General features: G+C 65.2%; 17 protein-coding genes. 8 read left to right on the top strand and 9 right to left on the bottom strand.

All coding sequences use genetic code 11. The features are described 5' to 3' along the window. The first annotated feature begins 73 nt into the window (after window positions 1-73). Entirely contained in the window at window positions 74-322 is a 249-nt protein-coding gene (locus tag NCT32_RS27370; protein ID WP_061118688.1) for a DUF1488 domain-containing protein, read from the top strand. A 72-nt stretch (window positions 323-394) separates the two neighbouring features. Here the strand turns inward: NCT32_RS27370 and NCT32_RS27365 are convergent, their stop codons facing one another. The 5 genes from NCT32_RS27365 to NCT32_RS27345 form a co-directional block, all read right to left on the bottom strand. Continuing rightward, entirely contained in the window at window positions 395-787 is a 393-nt protein-coding gene (locus tag NCT32_RS27365; RefSeq protein ID WP_061118687.1) for a hypothetical protein, read from the bottom strand. Window positions 788-849: 62 nt separating this feature from the next. Then, window positions 850-1518, bottom strand: coding sequence for an RraA family protein (locus tag NCT32_RS27360; RefSeq protein WP_061118686.1), 669 nt, complete (start codon window positions 1516-1518; stop codon window positions 850-852). Then, entirely contained in the window at window positions 1515-2555 is a 1041-nt protein-coding gene (locus NCT32_RS27355) for an amidohydrolase family protein (protein WP_061118685.1), read from the bottom strand. The genes NCT32_RS27360 and NCT32_RS27355 overlap by 4 nt, the downstream gene beginning before the upstream one ends. A 30-nt stretch (window positions 2556-2585) precedes the next feature. Beyond that, complete coding sequence (locus NCT32_RS27350) at window positions 2586-3908, bottom strand: MFS transporter (RefSeq protein ID WP_061118684.1); 1323 nt, start codon at window positions 3906-3908, stop codon at window positions 2586-2588. A 184-nt stretch (window positions 3909-4092) separates the two neighbouring features. Beyond that, window positions 4093-4992: a LysR family transcriptional regulator gene (locus tag NCT32_RS27345; protein ID WP_061118683.1), complete on the bottom strand. Its 900-nt coding sequence runs from the start codon at window positions 4990-4992 to the stop codon at window positions 4093-4095. A gap of 184 nt (window positions 4993-5176) precedes the next feature. Here NCT32_RS27345 and NCT32_RS27340 point away from each other — a divergent pair, with 184 nt between their 5' ends. Next, entirely contained in the window at window positions 5177-6304 is a 1128-nt protein-coding gene (locus NCT32_RS27340) for an aminotransferase class V-fold PLP-dependent enzyme (protein WP_061118682.1), read from the top strand. 78 nt (window positions 6305-6382) lie between these two features. Beyond that, window positions 6383-7423, top strand: coding sequence for a LuxR C-terminal-related transcriptional regulator (locus NCT32_RS27335; protein ID WP_061118747.1), 1041 nt, complete (start codon window positions 6383-6385; stop codon window positions 7421-7423). 44 nt (window positions 7424-7467) lie between these two features. On the opposite strand, the gene NCT32_RS27330 is transcribed toward NCT32_RS27335, so the two are convergent. Together NCT32_RS27330 and tssK are read right to left on the bottom strand one after the other, a co-directional pair. Next, window positions 7468-8238, bottom strand: a complete 771-nt coding sequence (locus NCT32_RS27330; RefSeq protein WP_086961142.1) for a hypothetical protein — start codon at window positions 8236-8238, stop codon at window positions 7468-7470. A 223-nt stretch (window positions 8239-8461) separates the two neighbouring features. Beyond that, entirely contained in the window at window positions 8462-8782 is a 321-nt protein-coding gene (gene tssK, locus NCT32_RS27325) for a type VI secretion system baseplate subunit TssK (RefSeq protein ID WP_061118681.1), read from the bottom strand. Between the two features lie 655 nt (window positions 8783-9437). On the opposite strand from tssK, the gene NCT32_RS27320 reads away from it, so the two are divergent. The 5 genes from NCT32_RS27320 (at window position 9438) to NCT32_RS27300 (ending at window position 20121) form a co-directional block, all read left to right on the top strand. After that, window positions 9438-11420, top strand: a complete 1983-nt coding sequence (locus NCT32_RS27320) for an MFS transporter (RefSeq protein ID WP_143756349.1) — start codon at window positions 9438-9440, stop codon at window positions 11418-11420. Between the two features lie 100 nt (window positions 11421-11520). Further along, window positions 11521-12237 (top strand): OmpW family protein, encoded by a 717-nt coding sequence (locus tag NCT32_RS27315; protein WP_061118745.1) that lies wholly within the window; start codon window positions 11521-11523, stop codon window positions 12235-12237. A gap of 232 nt (window positions 12238-12469) precedes the next feature. Then, on the top strand, window positions 12470-15751 hold the full coding sequence (locus NCT32_RS27310) for an AAA family ATPase (RefSeq protein WP_061118679.1): 3282 nt from the start codon (window positions 12470-12472) through the stop codon (window positions 15749-15751). A 72-nt stretch (window positions 15752-15823) separates the two neighbouring features. Further along, a complete protein-coding gene (locus tag NCT32_RS27305; RefSeq protein ID WP_143756348.1) occupies window positions 15824-17071 on the top strand; it encodes a cytochrome P450 in 1248 nt (415 codons plus the stop codon). Further along, window positions 17068-20121, top strand: a complete 3054-nt coding sequence (locus NCT32_RS27300) for a hypothetical protein (protein WP_061118677.1) — start codon at window positions 17068-17070, stop codon at window positions 20119-20121. The genes NCT32_RS27305 and NCT32_RS27300 overlap by 4 nt, the downstream gene beginning before the upstream one ends. Before the next feature lie 157 nt (window positions 20122-20278). Here NCT32_RS27300 and NCT32_RS27295 read toward each other — a convergent pair whose 3' ends face one another. Together NCT32_RS27295 and NCT32_RS27290 are read right to left on the bottom strand one after the other, a co-directional pair. After that, window positions 20279-20599, bottom strand: coding sequence for a DUF4148 domain-containing protein (locus NCT32_RS27295; RefSeq protein WP_311765934.1), 321 nt, complete (start codon window positions 20597-20599; stop codon window positions 20279-20281). Window positions 20600-20712: 113 nt separating this feature from the next. Beyond that, window positions 20713-20979, bottom strand: a complete 267-nt coding sequence (locus tag NCT32_RS27290) for a hypothetical protein (protein ID WP_250490649.1) — start codon at window positions 20977-20979, stop codon at window positions 20713-20715. Window positions 20980-21227: the final 248 nt, after the last annotated feature.

Below are 21227 nucleotides of genomic sequence, written 5' to 3'. Positions count from 1 at the left end.
GCGCATCAGCTACTCGCTCATCGATTCCACCGCCAGCAAGTGGCGATTTCCGCCCACGCCGTAAAGACTCATCATGGCCCTCCATTTTCCGAATCCGAGCCGAAGCTACGATGCCGCGCGGCATTGCGTGTTCTTCTGGGGCCATGACGAATCGCGCGAAATCATGTTCGAGGTCGGCAGCGCAACGCTCAAGAGTTTTCAACCCGCGCTGGGTTCCGACGAGCGGGCGTATCTCGTCGCATTCGACGAGTTTCGCGAAGCGCTGCTTGAAATCGCGAAAAAGAAATATGTGCGTGGCCCGCAGAATCGATATTCAATTTGACAGCGGCTACGGTCTGGGTCGCTTCTGCTCGTGTAACGAGACCCGCGACTTTCGACGAAAAGCAATCGACGCTCACAGCGAGACGTCTTCGATCAAATTCCAACGCACCGCACGAATCCTGCGATCGACGAAATAGCCGCCACCTTCCGTGTAGCGCAGATAAAGTCGCCCACACGATGAACATGCCCACACGCCGCAGCGGTTATACGGAAAATAGCGTGGCGCAATGGGCGCATCGGCCGACCAGTAATTGATCTTGCCGGGCAGATATTCGGCAAACGTGGGCTCCGGATCGTGCTCCGAAACCAGCGTGCCGATCTCGCGGAACTGCGCTTCGTCGAGGGAAAGCGGCTGCGATTGCCAGCCGTCGAGCGGCGTTTTCGTGCACGTGCAAGCGCCGGGAGCCTCGGCATCCGCGTGCCGTGCGAGCGCGATCAGTGCGGCGGAGTCGAGATAGTCGGGCATGGGCGATGTAGTCGAAGGCGGACGCGCCATCATGCGCGCATCCGCAACGGTTCAGCAAGCCGTCAACCGTTCATCATGCGATCGCGCTGAGGCGCGACCCACGAACGATCGAAACGGCCTTCCGCGATGGACTTCAGCGCCGCCGCTTCCTTTGCCGCCTGCTTGCGCGCACCCTCGATCACCGCTTCGACATCCGCCGGCGCGATGGCGAGAACGCCGTCTTCATCGCCGACGACGATATCGCCCGGATGCACCACCATTGCGCCGACCGTCACCGGCACGTTGATCTCTCCCGGTCCATGCTTGTACGGCCCGCGATGCGTCACGCCGCGCGCGTACACCGGGAAATCGCGCTGACTCAACTCACCGACATCGCGGATCGCGCCGTCGATCACGAGGCCCTGCACGCCGATGCTTTCGGCGAAGCTCGCCATGATGTCGCCCATCAGCGCCTGCGTGAGCTCTCCCGCGCCGTCGATGACGAGCACGTCGCCCGGACGGCAATAGTCGAACGCGCGATGAATCGCGAGATTGTCGCCGCCGCGCGTGCGCACGGTGACCGCGGTTCCCGCCATCGGCTTCGGCCGATGAAACGGCCGCAGGCCAGTCGTGCCGCTCACGCGGGCCATGTTGTCGCTCAGAAGCGATACCGCGAGTTCGCGCAAGGCGGCGAGCGTCGCGGCGCTCGCCTGGGGCGCGGATTCGTATTCGCGCCATCCGGCCGGATTCATGTCGTCGCTCCTTCAGTCGAGTGTTGTCGTGCGAGTTGCGCGGACAGGCGCCCGTAGACGGCGCGCGCGTTGTCCTCATAGATAAGTTGGCGATCCGCGTCGCTGAGCCATTCGATCGCGTCGATATAGCGGCGCGTGTCGTCGAAGTAATGGCCGGTTTCGGGATCGACGCCCTGCACCGCGCCGATCGTCTCCGATGCGAACAGGATGTTCTTCGCCGGGATCACCTTCGCGAGCAGTTCGGCGCCCGGCTGGTGATACACGCAGGTATCGAAGAAAACATTCTTCAGCAGATACTCGGTGAGCAGCGGCCGCTTCATGTCCTGCGCGAGCCCGCGATAACGTCCCCAGTGATAAGGCACCGCGCCGCCGCCGTGCGGGATGATGAACTTGAGCGTCGGGAAATCGGCGAACAGATCCGCCTGCAGCAACTGCATGAACGCGGAGGTGTCGCCGTTGATGTAATGCGCGCCGGTCGCATGGAAGTTGGGATTGCACGACGACGAAACGTGGATCATCGCGGGCACGTCGAGCTCGACCATCGCTTCGTAGAGCGGATACCACGAGCGGTCGGTGAGCGGCAGCCCGGACCAGTGGCCGCCCGACGGATCCGGATTCAGATTGCAGCCGATGAAACCGAGTTCTTCGACGCAGCGCCGCAACTCGGCGATGCAGTTCTCCGGCGCCACGCCCGGCGCCTGGGGCAACTGGCAGACGCCGACGAAGTTGCGCGGAAAGAGCGCGCACACGCGATGCACGAGGTCGTTGCATTCGGCCGACCAGACTGCGTTGGCGTCGGCGGTGGCGAGGTGATGGCCCATGCCGGCGGCGCGCGGCGAGAAGATCGTGAGATCGGTGCCGCGCTCGCGCTGAATGCGCAACTGCCCGCCCTCGATGCTCTCGCGGATCTCATCGTCGGAAATGGCGGGGCGCGGCGGCGGCGCGGCGCCGTCCTTCAGCGCGGCGATCTGCTGCATGCGCCACGCTTCGTGCTGGGGCGGCGAGGTCGTGTAGTGGCCGTGACAATCGATGATCATGCGTGACTTCCGTATCGTTGAGGGCGGGATTCAGGTGCGCGCGGCGGGGTCCGCTGACGGCAGCGCGTCGGCTTCGTCGTCGGCGGGCTTGACGCGCATCACGAGCGCGATGACCGTCGCGATGACGAGAAACGCCGCAATCGTCAGCAGGGCGAGCTTGAAGTTTCCCGTTGCGCTGCGCACGAGGCCGATGCTCCACGGCCCGACGAGCCCGCCGAACTGCGCGATGGTATTGATGAGCGCGATCGTCGCCGCGCCCGCCGCGCCGGTCCTGAACGACGAAGCGAGGCTCCAGAACAGCGGATTGCCCGCGTAGATGAAGAGACCCGTCACGCACAGCAGCGCGTAAGCGATGACGGGATTCGGCGCATACGCGCTGCCCGCGATCGCGACGGCGCTCATGCCATAGACAAACGCGAGATGCTTCTTGCGGTCGCCGGTGCGGTCCGAGCTGCGGCTGATGATGAACGTGCCCAGCACGCCCAGGAGCGGCGGCGCCGCCGAAAGGAAGCCCACTTCGATATTGCTCAGATGACCGAGACTCTTGACGATCTGCGGCAGCCACAGAAAGAGGCCGTAGATGCCGACCAGCGCGCAGCCGAACAGACACGCGAGACTCCACACGCGGATGTCGCCCGCCACGCGCAGCAGCGGAAAATGCGTGTTGCCGCCTAAGGCTTCGCGCTCGGCCGCGAGCGTCGTTTCGAGCCATTGCTTTTCGTCATCGGCGAGCCAGTCGGCGTCGGCCGGGCGCTCCGTCATGATGCGCAGCGTGAGCAGGCCGAGGAGCATCGCCGGGATGCCTTCGAGGATGAACATCCATTGCCATCCCTGCAAGCCCAGCATGCCGTTCGCGTAGGTCATCAGCGCGGTCGAGATCGGGCCGCCGAGCACCGCGGAAAACGACCCCGCGATGATGTAGCCGCCCACGGCGCGCGCCCGGTAGCGCACCGGAAACCACTTCGTCAGATAGACCGCGACGCCCGGCAGGAAGCCCGCTTCCATCACGCCGAGCAGAAAGCGCAGCACGTAGAAGCTCTTGTCGTCGAAGACGAACGCCGTGGCGGCCGCGACCGCCCCCCACGTGAGCAGGATGCGGGCGATCCAGCGGCGCGCACCCACGCGATGCAGCAGCAGGTTGCTCGGCACTTCGAGCACCATGTAGCCGACGAAAAAGATGCTGCCCGCGAAGCCGAACACGGCGGGCGAGAAGCCGAGCGCGCGATTCATGTCGAGCGCCGCGAAGCCGATGTTGATGCGGTCGAGATAGTTGAAGAACATCATCGCGAAGAGCAGGGGCATGAGCCGCCCGTACACCTTTCGCATGGTTGCCGCTTCGTTGAATGGGGTCATGCCGTCTCCGCGTTTCTTTCGAGAATGCGAGGGCTCTGCGGCCCTGCTTTACAAACGGCCTTCGCCGTCTGTGTGCGCAGGCCGGGCGCGCAGGGGCGTCCCGGTCCAGATCACTAGAGCCGATGATAAGAAGCGTGGCTGCCCGCGTCCAAGACGCGTTCCTTATTCTTCTATAAGGCGTTGCTTATAGTGCGGCGTCTTTGAGAGGTGCCGGAAGGCAGCGGAGAAAGGCGCGCAGATGAGCGGAGTCGTCGTCGGTGCGGAAGGTTGCGGCGAGCGTGGACCATAGCGTCGCGCCCGGGCCCGCGAGCGCACGAAACACGACGTCCGTGCGACCGTGCCGCGCAACCGACTCCCCGACGAAGGTCACGCCGAGGCCCGCCGCGACGAGCGCGATCGCGGTCTGGATCTCGTACGCCTGATGCGCGACGAACGGCGTCACGCCTGCATCGCGATATAACGACTGCACGGTGCGCTTGAACTGCGCATTCTGATGCTTGGGATACAGGATCAGCGGGGTATCTTCGAGTTCGGCGATGCGCACTTTCTTTTTCCTCGCCAGCGGATGATCTGGCGAGAGCACGGCCACGATATGTTCGCGCAGCAGCGGATAAGACGTGCAGCCGGGGATGTCGAGCGGCTGGCGCCCGATCCCGATGTGAATGCGCAGATCACGCAGCGCATCGGTCTGTTCCTCGGTCAACATCTCGAACAGCTTGAGTTCGACTTCCGGATACGAGTGATGGAACGCCTTCAGCGCGGGCGGCAGGATGCTGTACATCGCGGATCGCGTGAAGCCGATCGACAGCCAGCCGCGCCGCCCGATGCCGATTTCCTGCGCACCGAGACTCGCCTGTTCCCAGGATCCCAGAATCTGACGCGCTTCGGTGCAGAGGTAATGACCCGCTTCGGTAAGCCGCAGCGGCCGCCTGGCGCGATCGACGAGCTGAGTGCCGAGCCGCTCTTCCAGCAGCCGGATTTGCTGGCTCAGTGCCGGTTGCGCAATATGCAGGCGCTCGGCCGCGCGGCTGAAGTTCAGTTCCTCGGCAAGAATGACGAAGCACTGCAAGGATCTGAAATTCATGTCGACGTTCCTGGGAATCGGTGGGCAACGCGGGTCATATCTTGCGAGAGCGGGGAGGGCTCTCCCCTTGCGGTTCGGGGACTCATGATGTCATACGTGAGATGGCCCCGGCCGATGCCGCTCCGGGCGGCTTTCGTTAGAATGAGCTTTCGATTCGTTCATTCGTCCATTACCGGAGGCGAACGTGCCAGGACTACTCCCCGATGTCGACCGCGAGGGCCTCCTCGAATATTCCGTCGTCTACACCGACCGATCCATCAATCATATGTCGCGACTCTTTCAGGGAGTCATGCACGATATTTCCGCCGCCCTGAAACGTGTCTACAACGCGAAGTCGGTCGTTATCGTCCCAGGCAGCGGGACTTTCGGCATGGAAGCCGTTGCACGGCAGTTCGCGACGAACAAAAAATGTCTGGTTATCCGCAATGGCTGGTTCAGTTTCCGCTGGTCGCAGATTTTCGACATGGGCAGCATCCCGTCTGAATCGGTGGTGTTGAAGGCACGTCCAGTCGAACAAGGAAGACAGGCCGCCTATGTACCGCCGCCGATCGAAGAAGTGATCGCTGCGATCGAAGAAAACAAGCCGGATCTGGTGTTTGCGCCGCATGTCGAAACCGCATCCGGGATGATGTTGCCCGATGCCTACCTGCGCGCCGTCTCTGACGCCGTTCATGCCGTCGGTGGCATGTTCGTACTGGATTGCATCGCCTCCGGTGCGATCTGGGTGGATATGCAGGCGAGCGGCGTCGATGTCCTGATCAGCGCGCCGCAAAAGGGATGGAGCGCGCCACCGTGCTGCGGTCTGGTCATGCTGAGCCCGCTCGCCCGCGAAAGAATCGACTCGACAACCAGCACCAGTTTCGCCTGCGATCTTCGCAAATGGCTGCAGATCATGGAAGCCTACGAGAGTGGCGGATTCGCGTACCACGCCACGATGCCCACGGACAGTCTCGCGACGCTGCGCGATGTCATGAAGGAAACGGAGGCATACGGCTTCGACAAGGTGAGAGCGGAGCAGCTCGAACTCGGCGAGCGCATACGCGCACGCCTGACTGGCGCCGGTTTCAAAAGCGTGGCGGCCGAAGGCTTCCAGGCTCCGGGCGTCGTGGTTTGCTACACGGACGACGACGGCATACGATCGGGGAAGAAATTCGCCGACGCCGGCTTGCAGATCGCGCCCGGCGTCCCGCTTCAATGCGACGAGCCAGAAGATTTCAGGACCTTCCGCATCGGGTTATTCGGCCTCGATAAGCTGCATGACGTCGAGGGCACGGTCGCCAGGTTCGCCAACGCGTTGGACACCATTCTTTAGGATGTTCTTCCAGAGCGCGTGCGCAGCGCACGCCTCACTGCCTGCCAGAGTCCGAACTTTCCGTGCGAAGCGAACGTCATGAAGCTCTTGCTCACCGGACCGGCAGGACTGTTTCGCGAAGGCGTCGCGTCGCTCTTGCGCCTTTACGCCGCGGATGTCGAGGTGTGCGTGCGCGACGGTCTCGCTGGCTCGATCTCCGATGACCCGAAGCCCGACTGCATCGTAATGGACGGCGACGCGCTGCGCCAGTCAGCCGCCGAGCACGGAGCACTGCGCGAACAGGCGCGCGCGATACCGCTGGTCGTGCTGCTTGGCGCCGCGCAGAAGGCCGACATCGACGGCCTGATCGCCGACGGCGTTGCTGGCTGCGTCGAAAAATCCGCGTCGGCCGACATGTTGTTCGGCGCGTTGCGGGTCGCGCTCGCGGGCGGCGTGTACTTTCCGCGCGCATTCCTCGCCGGGAACCCCGTCGCCCCCGTGCCATCCTCCATTCGTGCCACGCCCGCGCATCGCGGCGAAGCATCTCCGAACGCCGATGCCCACGCGCGCCTCACGCCGCGACAGATCGAAGTGCTCGCGCTGCTCGCGCGCGGCCGCTCGAACAAGATGATCGCGCGCGAGCTCGACTGCGCCGAGGCCACGGTCAAGACGCATCTCACGACGATCTTCAAGGCGCTCAACGTCGCGAGCCGCGGCGAGGCGAGCGCGGCCGCCGCGCGCATGGAGCGCGTGCGCGAGACGCAGGTCGCGCGCGCGATCGACGGCCAGGTATCGCTCGGCAGGCTGCTCGCCAACATGGAGAGCCAGCGGTATCGCGCGGGCGAGGTCCTGTTCCGCAAGGGCGATGCGAGCGGCGAACTCTTCTACGTCGAAAAGGGCACGGTGACACTGAGCGAGATCGGGATCGAACTGGGCGCGGGCAGCGTGCTCGGCGAAATCGGGCTGTTCTCGCCGGGGCATCGACGTACGTCGACCGCCGTGTGCAAGACCGAATGCGAGATGCGCACGGTCTGCGCCGCCGATGCGATCCGGCTCTACTATCAGGAGCCGGAATTCGCGCTGCATCTGCTCCGGCTCATCGTGGGGCGGCTGCAGGCCGACAAGCTGCGCGAAGGTTGATGGCACGGCAGCCGAAGCGCCGGCGAGCATCGCTCCTCGCGCGTTCATTCATGCGCCTCCAGCGCGAGCAGGCTCAGTACGACGAGGATCACCTCGCGGTTCTCGAGCGCGATTTCGATGCCCAGCGTGTTCTCGATCCAGCGTCCGATCCTGGTCACGGCGAAGCATCCGGGCGTCGCGTCTTTTTTCATGGTGACGCCGAGCTTGCACGCGCGATAGTGATACGACGGCACCTCGTTCTCATGCGCCACGCCCTTGAGTCCGCCCTTGCGGTCGTGCGACGCGCCGAGGCTGCCCGCGAGGATGATGCGATCGGACGGATCGAGCGACGCGATGAACGCGCGGGCGAGTTCCCGCACGCGCCGCTCGCCGAGGCCGTGTTCGGCGAGCGCCGTCTCCACGGGATCGTCGGGGGCGTGGGGACGCGCATCCACTTCGGCCTGCACGCCGTCCACTTCGATGGACAGATTGCGCTGCACGCTTGCGCTGCGCAGGCAGTCGATCAGAAAGCGCCTGAAATACGCGCACAGCGCATACGCGGTGGACGGCGCGCTTTCCGCCGATGCGTGCGACACGCGCTGATCGAAGTCGAGTCGTAGCACGCGCGAGTAAAAAAACTGCGCGATCAACTCTTCCTTGTCTTCGGGCAGGCCGCGCAACTCGGCCGGATAGTACGCCCGCAGCGCATGCAGCACGATGCCGTAGATCTGCGCCATCTCCATTTCGCTGAGCGCGGCGCGACGGTGCCAGAGGTCGGCGAGCCTCTGCGTGTCGTGGGCATGGGCGCCCGCATCACACGTCATCAACGCGACCATGACGGTGCTCCCGAGGCGGTTCTGAAATGGCTGGGTGCAGACGGCGCGCCGGCCGCCGCCGATCCGGGATGCGGGATCATGGTCCTCTCCAGACGGCTTCGAAACGCCGCCGCCAAGGTGCGGCGGCGGTGCGGCCCGGGGACTTCGGCGAAAAGCGCCGGTGCCTCGGGCCTGCGCTTCAAAAGTAGTCAGAGGCGGGGCACGGCAAAATCGGCCGGACGACCTACATCGAAAGTCGTAGAGGGCCTCGTGGTCGTGGGCGAAGGCGCGTGCGCCGCACCGGCGCGCGCCCGGTCGAGCGGAATCGGCGCAGAAGGAGCGCGGCGCGATCAGTGCGTTCGCCGCCCGGTTCGAGCCCGAAGTAGTCGTAGCCCGCGTGAACCGGAATCTGCGGCGGCACGACCGGCAGCGGCCGAAGCACGATGCCCGGCAGCGCGAGCGTGACGAGCCCCTGCACCCGGTCGGCGGCCCCCACTTTCACCTGCGCCGGAAAGCGCACGCGCAACGCTTCGGACGACATCTGCGCGCGCGCAAGCGTCGTCATCAGTCATCCGAAGCATTCGGCCAGTGATTCGTCGAGTACGATCTGGTGGTGCTCGTCGAGCGCGACGGGCCGCTCCGCGCCACGTTTGCGCACGCGCGCGATCGGCTTATACAAACGGCAAGCTTCCTGAATCGAGACCCTTATCGCGCAGGATGTAGTTCAGCGTCCCCAGTTTGGACAAGGAAGGTTTGTTTTCTCTGAACACGGGCCCGCGCGATATCACCCTGTTGATCTCCATTTCGGACGATCAGCGGAGTTGGGAAGTCGAGAATTATTCGGCCAGGTTACTTAATTCAAAGACTCTGGCCGACCGGTTTCTGGATAGATTCAAACCCAAGTGAACGGGTTTCTCGGGTCTTTTCCCGGCTCCGCACGATCGGCCGTTTTCATGGTTCGACGCTCCTTCGCGCGGTACGGAGGCCCATCTTGACTTTCACCCACCCACAACCTACGTTAAAGCAAGCATAAAACCCCCACCGGATTTTTTTCACCGAACACCGGCGCTGCATATTATCGCGAGAGGAGTTTAGATATCCGTATTACTCCGGGTGGCGCTTTTAAAAAAAGCGTCCGTGCAGGTTGAAAGCGAAGCTCGATGGCGGATTCCGCCGGATTATCAAAGTCCATCGGGCCTGCGCAGACAAGTGAATAACAGATGCAGATTCAACCTGGCCTTGCCCCGCTTGGCGCCGCCCCTGCTCCAGTGATGGACAAGATCGTCGTGGCCGTCCACGGCATCGGGCCCGCTCTGCGAAGCGAATCCATCCGCGCGGCCGTCCATCGCTTCGGCGCGCTCGACAAGCCGCCGTTGCCGGTGCTGTCGCTCGGCTACTTCAATCTCGGCAGCGTCGGGGAAGTGTGCGTGAGCCGCCTCGACGTGCCCAACAAGGACCCGCTCGCGCGCATCGGCTTCGCCGAAGTGTATTGGGCCGATGTGCCGCGCGATCTCGTGAAGCAGGACGATACGCTCGAGGAAAGCAAGGCCTGGGGCCGGACCGTCCTCAGCCGCGTGCGCGCGCTCTACACGCGCGTCGAACAGGAAGCGAAGCGTTCGGGCTGGAAGGCCCAACTCACCCCGAAGGATTTCTCGCAGGTCGCGGGCATCGTCGAAGAGGAGATCGGGACCTTCGCCGTGCTGGAAAAGCTGCTGTATCTCCCGTCGCAACTCGGCCTGCTCGATTTCAAGCTGCCCGAGCTGCTGCGCGACTACTACAGCGACGTTCAGCTCATCGCCGAATTCCAGTACTACCGCCAGGTGATCCTCTTTCGCTTTCACAAGGCGATGCAGACGATCATCGAATGGTTCCACGCCGCGTATCCCGGCATCAGCCGCGATCCCGAGATTCATATCGTCGCGCATAGCGAGGGCAGCATCATCGCGTTTCTGGCGCTGCTTCAGGCGCTCTCGTCCAGCGACGCGAAAAGTCCCGGCCCGCAAGCGACGACGGTCCCCACGGACTGGATCACCTGCGTGCGCGGCTTCATGACGTTCGGCTCGCCGATCGACAAGCACATCCTGCTGTGGCCGAAGCTCTGGGACCCGCTGGACCTCGCCTCCGACAATTTCAGGCAGCAGCGCCCGGACGCGCAGGTCTCCATGCTCGGCTCGCAACGCAATCATCCGCTCGTGCTGCCGAAGCCGATCAAGTGGCGAAACTACTACGATTACGGCGATCCGGTCGGCTTCGAACTGGACACGGCGCGCGAGTATCTGAAAGAGCACCGGTGCGGCGCATTCCAGTTCACGAAGTACGACGACTTCGGATTCAGCCGCTACTGGGTGCCGGGCGCCGCGCACGTCGGCTATTGGAGCGACGACGCCGTGTTCGCGCATTTCATCGATGACGTCGTGCTGCCCGAGGCGCGTCCCGCGTCGGCGCGCAAGGCACCGCCGCCGCCGACGAGGCGCATCGTCGGCATCGTCAGCACGGCCATTCCCTATGTGGTCGCCTACCTGACGCACGTGCTCGCCGTCTTCCTGCTCTTCAAGGCGACGCTCGCGTCATTCGAGTTCGTGGACGCCGCCGCCTATCGGGGCATCGTGCGCTCCGTGCTGTGCCTGAGCCTGCTTCTGGCGGGCGTCACCGTGTCGGGCCGGCTGCCGCGTCTCGTCAAATGGACGCACCCGCGATGGTGGGCGCTCGCGCTGGTCGCGTTTCTGTGCGGCGCGTGGCCGTGCCTGTATTACCTGGACCCGAAGGTGTCGAACTTTCTCGTCGAACCGGTCTCGGGGTTCTGGATCGGCCGCGAGTTCGCGCTTCTCGCGGGCAGTCTGCATGCGCCCGAAGGCAACCTCCTGCTCGTGGCGATCGCGGCGCTGGTCAGCCTGTCGGGCTGGATCGCGCCGCGCAGGCCGGTGCTCGGCGGCTGGATGCTGGTCGGCAGCGCAACGGTCCTGCTCGCCGCCGGCATCGTCTGGCGTTTCATGGAGGCGCCCCCGCAAAAGCCGATCTGGCCGCTGGTGCTCGCGGGCTTCTTCTTTGTGTATGTATGGCGGCTCGGCGTGCTGGTGTTCGATCTGGCTTTCATCTGGCATCGCTACATTCGCCATGCAGTGGCGCTTAAGGCGATGCACGCGTGGCGCGGCAGGCACGACGCCGCGCCACGCCGCTGGCGCATGTTCCGATCTCGCACGTGAACAGCAGGCGGCGGCCGCTTTCGCACCACGCCCGCGCGGGCGAACAGTACGACGTCCTTTTCGGTCGATGTGGCTTTAGGAGGAGTGCAAAGTGAATGGAATTCGAACGGCCGGCGCGGCCGCCACGGCCCTGTGCCTTGCCACCGCGAGTCATGCGCAGTCGGCGGGAAGCTTCTTCGCCACGGCGGGCTGGTTCCACCTCGCGCCGCAGGACAGCAGCGACCCGCTCAAGATCACGTCGGTCGGCGGCAATCCGGTCAACATCACCGTGCCCAATACCGGCGCGGGCGTGTCGAGCGCCGATACCGCCGGCTTCACCGTCGGCTACTTCATTACCGACCACATCGCGGCGGAATTCGAGTTCGGCGTGCCGCCGGAGTTCGACGTGAACGGCACCGGCGCGCTGTCGAGATACGGCAAGCTCGGCACCGTCCGCGAGTGGAGCCCGGCGCTCCTTTTCAAGTACTTTTTTCTCGCGCCGCAATCGAAATTCAGGCCGTATGTCGGCATCGGCGTGACGCGCACGTCCTTCAGCAACGCGAAGATCACGAACGGCGATTTCGAGGCCCGCGCGCTCGGTGGCCCGACGACGGCGGAAGCAAGCACGGTCTGGTCGCCGGTATTCAACGTCGGCGCCACGTATGCGTTTTCGGACCACTGGTTCGCCGGCTTTTCGGTTTCATTCATCCCGCAAAGCACGACGGGCACGTTCACCACGCAGTCGCAGACGCCTGTCGGCACGCTGACGCGCAAGGCCGAGGCGAAGATCACGCTCAATCCGATCATCACGTATCTGCGCGTCGGATACCGGTTTTGAGGGGCCTCACGCAGACCTTGGCAGATTGTCTTGTTCGCAGCTTTGTAATAATCTGAAACAGACGATGAGAAGAATCGGCGCACGCTGATCCCGGTTTTCAGAAGGGTTCACGAGTCTCGTTCACCAGAATGGAGGCCTCCTTGCGCGCTGATCGAATCATGCCTGCGTCGTACGATGACGTGCGTCTGAAGGCGCGCGGCGGCAAGCGCGTCGCGCCCGAAGGGGAGTCTCCGTGAGATGCGCCTGGTGCGGCGGCGCCGTGACCGCGGTCGGCTGCAATTGCACCGCCGCGTCGCGTCGCACGGCGCGCGCGCATTGCGCGTGCTGTGGCGCGGCGCGCCCGCGCCAGGCCCGCTTCTGTCCGCAATGCGGCGCGAGCTATGGCGCCGGCACGGTGTCGGACGCCTGCGTCGAGCGTCGCCAGATCACCTTCGTCTTCTGTGACCTGATCGGGTCCACGGCGCTGTCGGATGAGCTCGATCCCGAGGACTACCGACAAGTGCTGCTGGCGTATCGCGGCGCCGTCAACCGGAGCATGACGCAGTTCGGCGGGCGCGTGGAGCGCTACCGGGGCGACGGCACGCTCGTCTATTTCGGCTATCCGGAAGCGCACGAGGACGATGCCGAACGCGCCGTGCACGCCGCGCTCAAAACGGTCGAAGCGGTCTGCGCGATCAGTTTCGCGGGCCTGCCTCAGCTCGGCGTGCGCCTCGGCGTATCGACCGGGCTCGTGGTCGTCGCGGAAGCGGAGGAGTCGGAGGGGCCGGCGGCGATGGGCGACGCGCCCAACATCGCGTCGCGGTTGCAGGGCCAGGCCCAGGCGAATTCCGTGATCGTCGACGACGCCACCCGGCGCCTGGCGGGCGATCTCTTCGATTTCCGCGATCTCGGCCCGCTCGCGATAAAGGGTCTCGCCGCACCGATGCGCGCCTGGCGCGTGGCCGGCGCGATTGCCGTCGCGAGCCGCTTCGAGGCGCGCGGCAACCCGAAGCTCTCGCCGATGCTCGGCCGCGACGACGAGCACCGCACACTGTTGCGGCTCTGGCAGCAGGCGCGCGCGGGGCACGGGCAAATCGCAGTCGTCACGGGCGATGCGGGCATCGGCAAGTCGCGTCTCGCCGCGGCGTTGCTCGACGAAGCCCGCGCGGAGCCGTCGGGCATCTATCGTTATTTTTGCTCGCCTTACCGGCAGGGCTCGCCGCTGCGTCCATGCATCCAGCAGATCGAACACGCCGCCGGTTTCGCCGCGTCCGATTCCGTCGATGACAAGCTCGCGAAGTTCGACGCGGTGCTCACGGACCTGCCCGTGGAGGATCGCGCATTGATCGCGGACCTGCTGAATCTGCCGGGGCGCGAGGTCGCCGGCACCAGGTCGCTCAGCCCGAGCGCGAAGCGCCGCCGGACCATGCAGGCGCTCGTGGCATGGCTCCGGCGCTCGGCGACGAATCTGCCGGCGCTCATCGTGTTCGAGGACGTGCAGTGGATCGACGATACCTCGCGCGAACTCGTGCTGATGGTCGCGGACATGGTGCCGCGCATGCCGGTCATGTTGCTCGTGCTGATGCGCCCCGGCAGCTTCACCGACTTCGACAGCGTTCCGGGTGTCACGCGCCTCTTTCTCGGTCCCTTGCCTGCGTTGCTCAGCGCCGCGCTGGTGCGTCACGTCGCGGCCGACCAGGCGCTGCCCGCCGAAACGGTCAGGAACATCGTGCTGCGCACCGACGGCATTCCGCTGTTCCTGGAAGAACTGACCCGCGCGACCGTCGAGGGCGCGGCCCGGCCGGATGCCGCCGTCGGCAGTCTCGAAGGCAAGCCCCTGCCGATGCTGCTGCGCGCGTCGCTGCAATCGCGGCTCAACCGGCTGGGCGCCGCGCGCGAAGTGCTCGAAGCGGCAGCCGTGATCGGACGCGACTTCCCGGTGCATCTGCTCGAACTCGTCGTCAAGCCCGGCAAGGATCTCGGCCCGGCGCTCGACCGGCTGGTGGACTTCGGCATCGTGCTGCGACGCGCGGCGTCCGAGCCCGCATACACGTTCAAGCACGCGCTGATCCGCGACGCGGCCTACGAGATCATCGGCCGCGATACGCGCCGCGCGCTGCATGAGCGCATCGCCGGCGCGCTGGAAGCGCATTTCGCGGATGCGGTCGCCAACCAGCCCGAAATCCTCGCGTGGCATTACACGGAGGCGCGTATCGTCGAGAAGGCGGTCGTCCAGTGGCTCGCGGCGGGCCGCAGCGCGCTGCGCCGCTCGGCGATGGTGGAAGCGCTGGAGCATCTGAATCGCGGCATCCTGCTCGTCTCGACGATGGAGCGCTCGCCGTGGCGATTGCAGAACGAACTCGCGCTGACCATCTGCATCGGCATGGCGCAGATCGCCACGCAGGGCTATGCCGCCGCCGGCACCGGAGAGACGTTTGCCCGCGCGCGCGCCCTGTGCGAGATGCTCGGCGATCCGCCGCCGCTGCTCGCCGTGCTGCACGGCCTGTGGACTCATGCGCTCATGCGCGCCGACTTCGCGTCGGCGCGGGCTCAGGCCGCGGAAATTCTCGCGCGCGGCGAGGCGCGGCAGGATCCGCTGTGGCGCCTCATGGGCTATCGGTTCAGCGGCGTGACCTGTCATCCGATGGGCCATTTCGGCGACGCCATTCGCCAGCTCGAAACCGGCATCGCGCTCTACGACCCGGCGCAGCAGGCGCTTTATGCGTCGATGACGGTCGACGATCCGCGCGTCGTGATGCTGACGTACATGTCGTGGTCGCAGATGTGCGCGGGCAGGCTCGCCGAGGCGATCCGCACCAGCGGCGAGGCGGTCGCGCAGGGGCGGCGCATCGGGCATGTCTATACGCTCGCGCACGCGCTGGTGGGCGCATCGTTCGTCGCGCTGACCGTGATCTCGCCGCAGGCCGGCCTGCAGCGGCTGGACGAGCTCGCTACCGCGATCGCGGACAGCGGCATCGCGTATTACCACGCGGTCGAGGCGATCTTCCGGGGCTACTGTCTCGCCGCGATCGGCGCGCGCGACGATGCGCTCGCGGCGTTGACGCGGGGCATGGACGCCTATCGCGCGACCGAGACCGTGCTGTATCTGTCGGGCTTCCTGCGAATGTCGGCGCAGGCGCATGGCTGGGTCGGCGAAACCGACACGGCGTTGCGTCTGCTCGACGAGGCCTTCGCGATCACGCGGGCGACCGGCCAGCGCTGGGACGAAGCGGAGCTTCATCGCGTGCATGGCGTGCTGCTGCGCGCGCGTGGCGACGAAGCCGCCGCGCTCGAGGCGTTCCGGCGCGCCTGCGCGGTGGCGGTGGGGCAAGGCGCGAAGCTGTGGGAGCTGCGCGCCCGTTGCGAGCTGATGGAGCAGGGCGCGTGCGCACCGGACGCCACGACCGACGCGGCAGATCAGTTGAGGCTGCTCGCCGCCTCGTTCGACGACGCTCATGACCTTCCCGACCTGCGCCGCGCCCGCGCGATTCTGGAGACCCGTGTCGGAGGTGCGTGCCACATCGCCAATCTGTGATCGATGACGGGAGCGGGCGGCGCATGATGGCGCTCGCGTTTGGACGTCGTTTGCAACAAGAAGGAAGGCAACATGCCCCACGTCGATTTCGAGTCCGGCGAAAGGAGCCCGAGGCTCTCGTCGCGGCGCCCCGCGCCGGTGCGTTACGTTCCGCCGCTGCAGTATCTGTTGGGCGTGCTGCGCTACCTCTGGCCGATCCCGGGTTTGTTCCGCTATGCGGCCGTCCTGTTGCGCGAGGACGTGGAAGAAGTGCTCTCGCGCCCGGACATCTTCAAGGTGCCGTTCGCCGGGGAGATGACGCGGCTCGCGGACGGATCGTGGCCCGGCACGCCGTTCATCCTCGGCACGGACGACAAGAGCGCTCACGACGAGCAGCTCGTCCGGCTGATGCATGTATTCAGACTCGACGATGTGGAGACCGTCGGCGAGATCGCGCGGCGGCACGCGAGCAGGACCGTCGGCGCGGCGACGGGCGGCGAGCTCGACGCGATCGAGAAGCTCATCACGGACGTTCCGCTCGACATTTGCGTCGAATACCTCGGCGTGCCGGTCGGGGACCGCCGGTCTTTCACCGAAGCGCTCGTCTGTCTGAGCGGACACCTGTTCGGGCCGCCGCCGATCGTTCAGAAACCGCATGTGGACGCGATGGCGGACATCGTGCGCGAGGTGGTCGACGATGCGATCCGCGCCGCGCGGCGCGTTCCCCCGAAACCGACGACGGTGATGGGCCGGCTCATGCGCGAGGAGAGCCGTGACACCGAGGTGCGCGCGTTTCTGCTCGGGTTGATCGTCGGCTTCGTGCCGACGACCACCATCGCGGGCGGTCATATCCTCGAGATGATGTTGCGCACGGGCGGGATGCTCAGAATGACGCGCGCGGCGGCTCTGTCGGGCGACGAAACCTTGCTCGGACAATGTCTCTTCGAGGCGTTGCGCTACAAGCCGATCAATTACGGTCCGTTTCGCGTGTGCGAGAAGGACTATGTCGTCGCCGCGAATTCCTGGCGCAGGAAGCGCATCCGCGAGGGCACGTTCGTGCTCGCCTGCACGATGTCGGCCATGTTCGATCGCAGCCGGGTCAAGCAACCCTACGTGTTCACGCCGGGGCGCCCTGCCGCGGACCGGCTGCAATTCGGGCTGGGCCTTCACTGGTGCGTCGGGGCGTTCATCGCGCAGGCGCAGCTCGTCCAGACATTCAAGCCGCTCGTGATGCAGCCCGGTCTCGAACGCGCGCAAGGATGCGCCGGCCGCCTCCAGCGGTGGCCGAAGTCGATCTTTCCTCGGCACCTCGTCGTCCGGATTCCGGGGAAATCGTCATGAGTTCGCCCGCTTTCATCAACATTGTCGTTCCGTTCGATCCGCTCAACGTCGACAACGTCAACGCGGCCATCCGGTCGCTGACGGAGGAAACGCGGGGCAACTATCCGAAGCGCGACATCCGCAAACTGTTGAGGAAGGTGCGAGGCCTGCACTTCATGAGCCTCGGCGTGATCGACACGCTGTGTCCTTCCGAATCCGACGTGGCCCCGAGTCTCAAACCCTCGCGGCCGACGAACAAGGCGGCGCATCTGGTGATTGAAATCACGTCGGACTACGGATCGCGGGTCGTGCTCGCGGAGCTCGCCGAGCATTTTTGCGCGCCGTTGAGAACCGTCCTCGACGCGGCCGAGCCTTCTCTCTCGCGCGCCGGCATGCTCGATCTTCTGCTTTCGTACGAAGTCAGGATCAGCGCGAAATGGCGGTTCAGCGCGCTCGGCCAGGTGTTCAGCGGTTCGCCGGGCCTGACCGCCGATCGCATCGCGCGCGAGCGCGATCTCGCGAAGAAGCTGCGCGAGGTCATCGGGCAGGAGCAGAACAAGCCGGGCTGGTATTCGCTCTCACCGCTGGAGCAGCTCGCGCTCGTGCGCCGCACGGTCTGGCTCTCCAGGGGGCGCCCCTGGAAGTGGGCGTTCGTGCCTGAAGTGGCTTTGCCGACGGAAGCCGAGGAAGAGGTCGGATCACTGCCAAGAAATCCTAAGGCGGTCAAGGCGATCTTGCGGAGCTTCCACAACATGGTCTGGCCGCTTTGGGTGCCGCTCGTGATCATTGGAATGGGCGCGAACGTCTATTTCTCGCGCCAGTTGCCGACTTTCGTGGCCGTCATGTGCACCGCGACCACGCTGTTCCTCGTGCTTCTGACGCTCGCGCTCGTGCTCGGTCTCTCGCTGTGGCGGCTCAACATGCTCGGCGCGACCGATTTCGTCGATGAGCGCATCGTGTCGGCGAGGCAGGGCGGACTGCTGCTCGCGAAGGAGAATTTCGGGCAGCAGAATCATATGTTGACGGTGTCGCGTCTCAAACCCGGCATCCTGCGCTGCCTGACGTTGCGCCTCGCGTTCATCGGCGTGGGCGCCGCCGGCTACGTGAACAGGCTCGGCTTCCTCGGCAAGAACGGGGTCATCCATTCCGCGCGCTGGATGCGGCTTCCGTGCACCGATCAGCTCGTCTTCTGGTCGAACTACGACGGCACATGGGAGTCGTATGTCGCCGACTTCATCGCCGATGCGCCCGAGGGCGTCACGGGCATCTGGAGCAACTGCATCGGCTTTCCGAGAACGCGGGGCATCATCAGCGCCGGCGCGACCGACGGCGACCGCACGGTGCGCTGGGCGCGCCGGCAGCAGATTCCCACGCCGTTCTGGTACGCGGCCTACCGCAACCTGAGCGCATCGCGCATCCGCATCAATTCGCAGATTCACGAGGGCTTCGCGACTGCGGGAACGAATCAGGACAGTATCGACTGGTTCGCGCTGTTCGGCTCCACGCCGCGGCCGGCGCCCTCGCTGCAGGTCGCGCAGATATCGACGCTCGCGTTCGGCGGCCTGTCGAGAATGCGCTGTGCGAGCGCCTTCGTGGTGTCGCTCTCGAAGAACGAGGCGAACTGCAAGGCATTCGTCGCGGCACTGCGCGATCTCGCCGTCTACGGCACGGCTCACAAGCAGATGAACACCGCGCTCGCGATCGGCTTCTCGGCGCGCGCGTTGAAGCTGCTCGGCTTGCCGCGCGAGGCCATCGAAACGTTTCCGCTCGCGTTCAAGCAGGGAATGAGCACGCCGGACCGCGCGCGGGAACTTGGCGACATCCACGGCAACGAGCCGACGAAATGGGCGTGGGGCGGCCCGCGCACGAATCCGGATGTGCTCGTGCTCGCGTATGGCTTGGACCCGTCGGATCTGATGACGCTGGAGACCACCGTGCGCCTGGCAATCTCGGCGAATGGCCACACCTGCGCCTACCATCAACCGCTGACGCAATTGCGCGACCGCTCCGGTCAAAAGGCGTGCGGGATCGGCGGCAGCGAGCCATTCGGCTTCATGGATGGCATCTCGCAGCCCGTCATGCGCGGCGCGCCGCAGCGCAACCGCGCGCACGACGAGAACGATCTCGTGGAACCCGGCGAGCTGATCCTCGGCTATCCGGATAACCTCGGCGTGATTCCGCCCGGACCCACCATTCCAGCGTCTTGTGATCCGCATCATCTGCTTCCGGATGCGGGCGTCGATCGGGCGCGCGTGCGTCCCGACTTCGCACGCTATGCGTCGTCGGGGCGACGCGACCTCGGCCTGAACGGGACATTTCTGGTCGTGCGGCAATACGAACAGGACCTCCGCGCTTTCAACACCTGGTACGAGAGCACGGGCATCCGCATCCATCCCGGGTCGCCCGTGCCTTCACCGGGCACGCCGGACTTCCCGATTTCCGCGGCCATTCCGACGTTCTCCCACGTCAAAACGCGTGACGACCTCAAGACCGTGCTCTTCGGGAAGTTTTTCGGCCGATGGAAAGACGGCTCGTCGCTCGTGCGGCACGGCACGCCGCCGGCCCGCGTGGGCGGCCCTCACGGCAGAACGCCCGACAACGATTTCATGTGCGGCGAGGAAGACCCGGCCGGGCATGGCTGTCCGTTTGGCGCCCACATTCGCCGGGCCAATCCGCGCGACACGCGCTTTCCCGGATCGAAGGAGGAGATCGCCTCGGTGAACCGGCATCGCATGTTGCGCGTGAGCCGGGTTTTCGGCGATCTCGACAAGAACAAGTGCTGGCAACTGGACGAGAACAAGCGGCTCGGCGTGTTCTTCATGTGCGTGAACGGCGATATCGAGCGGCAATTCGAGTTCGTTCAGAAGACGTGGCTGCTCAATTCGAGCCTGCAGGCGATGGAATACGAAGTCGATCCGATCGTCGGGCGCGGCCCGGGCCGCAGCTTCAGCATTCCGACGTCGGACGGACCGGTGCGCCTGCCCGATTTGCCGGATCTGACGAAGCTGATCGGCGGCGGGTACTTCTTCATTCCGAGCAAGGCGCTGCTCGATTTTCTGTCGAAGCCGTAGGCCTGTCCTTTTTCGCGCGAAGTATTCGATGTCCCATCGAGGCGATTCAACAGCCAGCCGCGCATTCCTTTCGGATGGGCGACCTGATCGCGCGTCGCGTCTGGATGCCTGCGCCCGCCGCCATCGGTGGCGAGCGCGGCGAGGGCGGCGAGGGCGGTCACTGGCCAAAGAAAATATCCTTTCCCTGGCTGCCCGTGCCCGCCGAACCGCCGGACTGTCGCGTGCCGGCGATCGAAGGGCCGTATCCGCTACCCGACGCATTTGCGCCGTCATGCACCGCCACGCGCGCTTCGGCGCTCTGAATGCTGCTCGGGTAGCTCGCGTCTTCCGACGCCGGCGAATAGCCGGCGTGCGTCAGTTCGACCAGTTCGGAACGCACCTGCGCGCGCGTCAGCGGCTCGCCTGTCTGCGCCTGCGCCGTCGTTGCAACGAGCGCCGTGGAAAACAGCGTTGCCGCAATAAAGAGCATCTTCATCATTCATCTCCGTTGGATTCGTGCATCGCAGACACGACGGTCCGATGCACCTGCACGTATGACGCACGCGTCGTCGCGCCTGTCCTTGCTTCGTCATCGAACGACGAAGTCGTGATCTACTGACCGCGATAGATGTCGCAGTCAAGCCCCGGCGTGCATGGCCTGTCGGCGCCTGCCGCCCTCGCATCACGCGATGACGGATTGCCCGACATGCTGGCGGGCCGTGCACCGCCATAAGCCGTGTCGTTGGGCGCCGCCGACGGCTCGCCTCTCGCGTTCAGTTGCATCGACGCGTCCTGCGCCGGCGGCCTGTCCTGAGCCTGTGCCGCGCCGATCGCGAACACACTCGCAGCCGAAAGTGCCAGAAATAACGTTGATTTCATCGCCATCACCTCTTCGAGCAAATTTGCGAACGCAAGCCTGCGACGCGCTTGCGACCAGTTTCATGACTGGGGCCTCGGTCGCCGACGCGCACGCGCCGCCGGGGTTCTCGTTCGACTATGCGGATCGAGCTTGCGGGACTACCTCGCGAGCTGGCGCGAGAGCCCAGGCAAGGTTTTGTTTGGAGATTCAGGAGGGAAGACGAACTCGAGTTCGACAATTTGAATAGCCGAACGTCGAGTGTTTGCCT

Origin of the sequence: Caballeronia sp. INML2, from assembly GCF_023631365.1 — a bacterium.
In the GTDB taxonomy this organism is placed as follows: Bacteria; Pseudomonadota; Gammaproteobacteria; order Burkholderiales; family Burkholderiaceae; genus Caballeronia; species Caballeronia turbans.
This window is presented reverse-complemented; position numbering and strand designations above follow the sequence as displayed.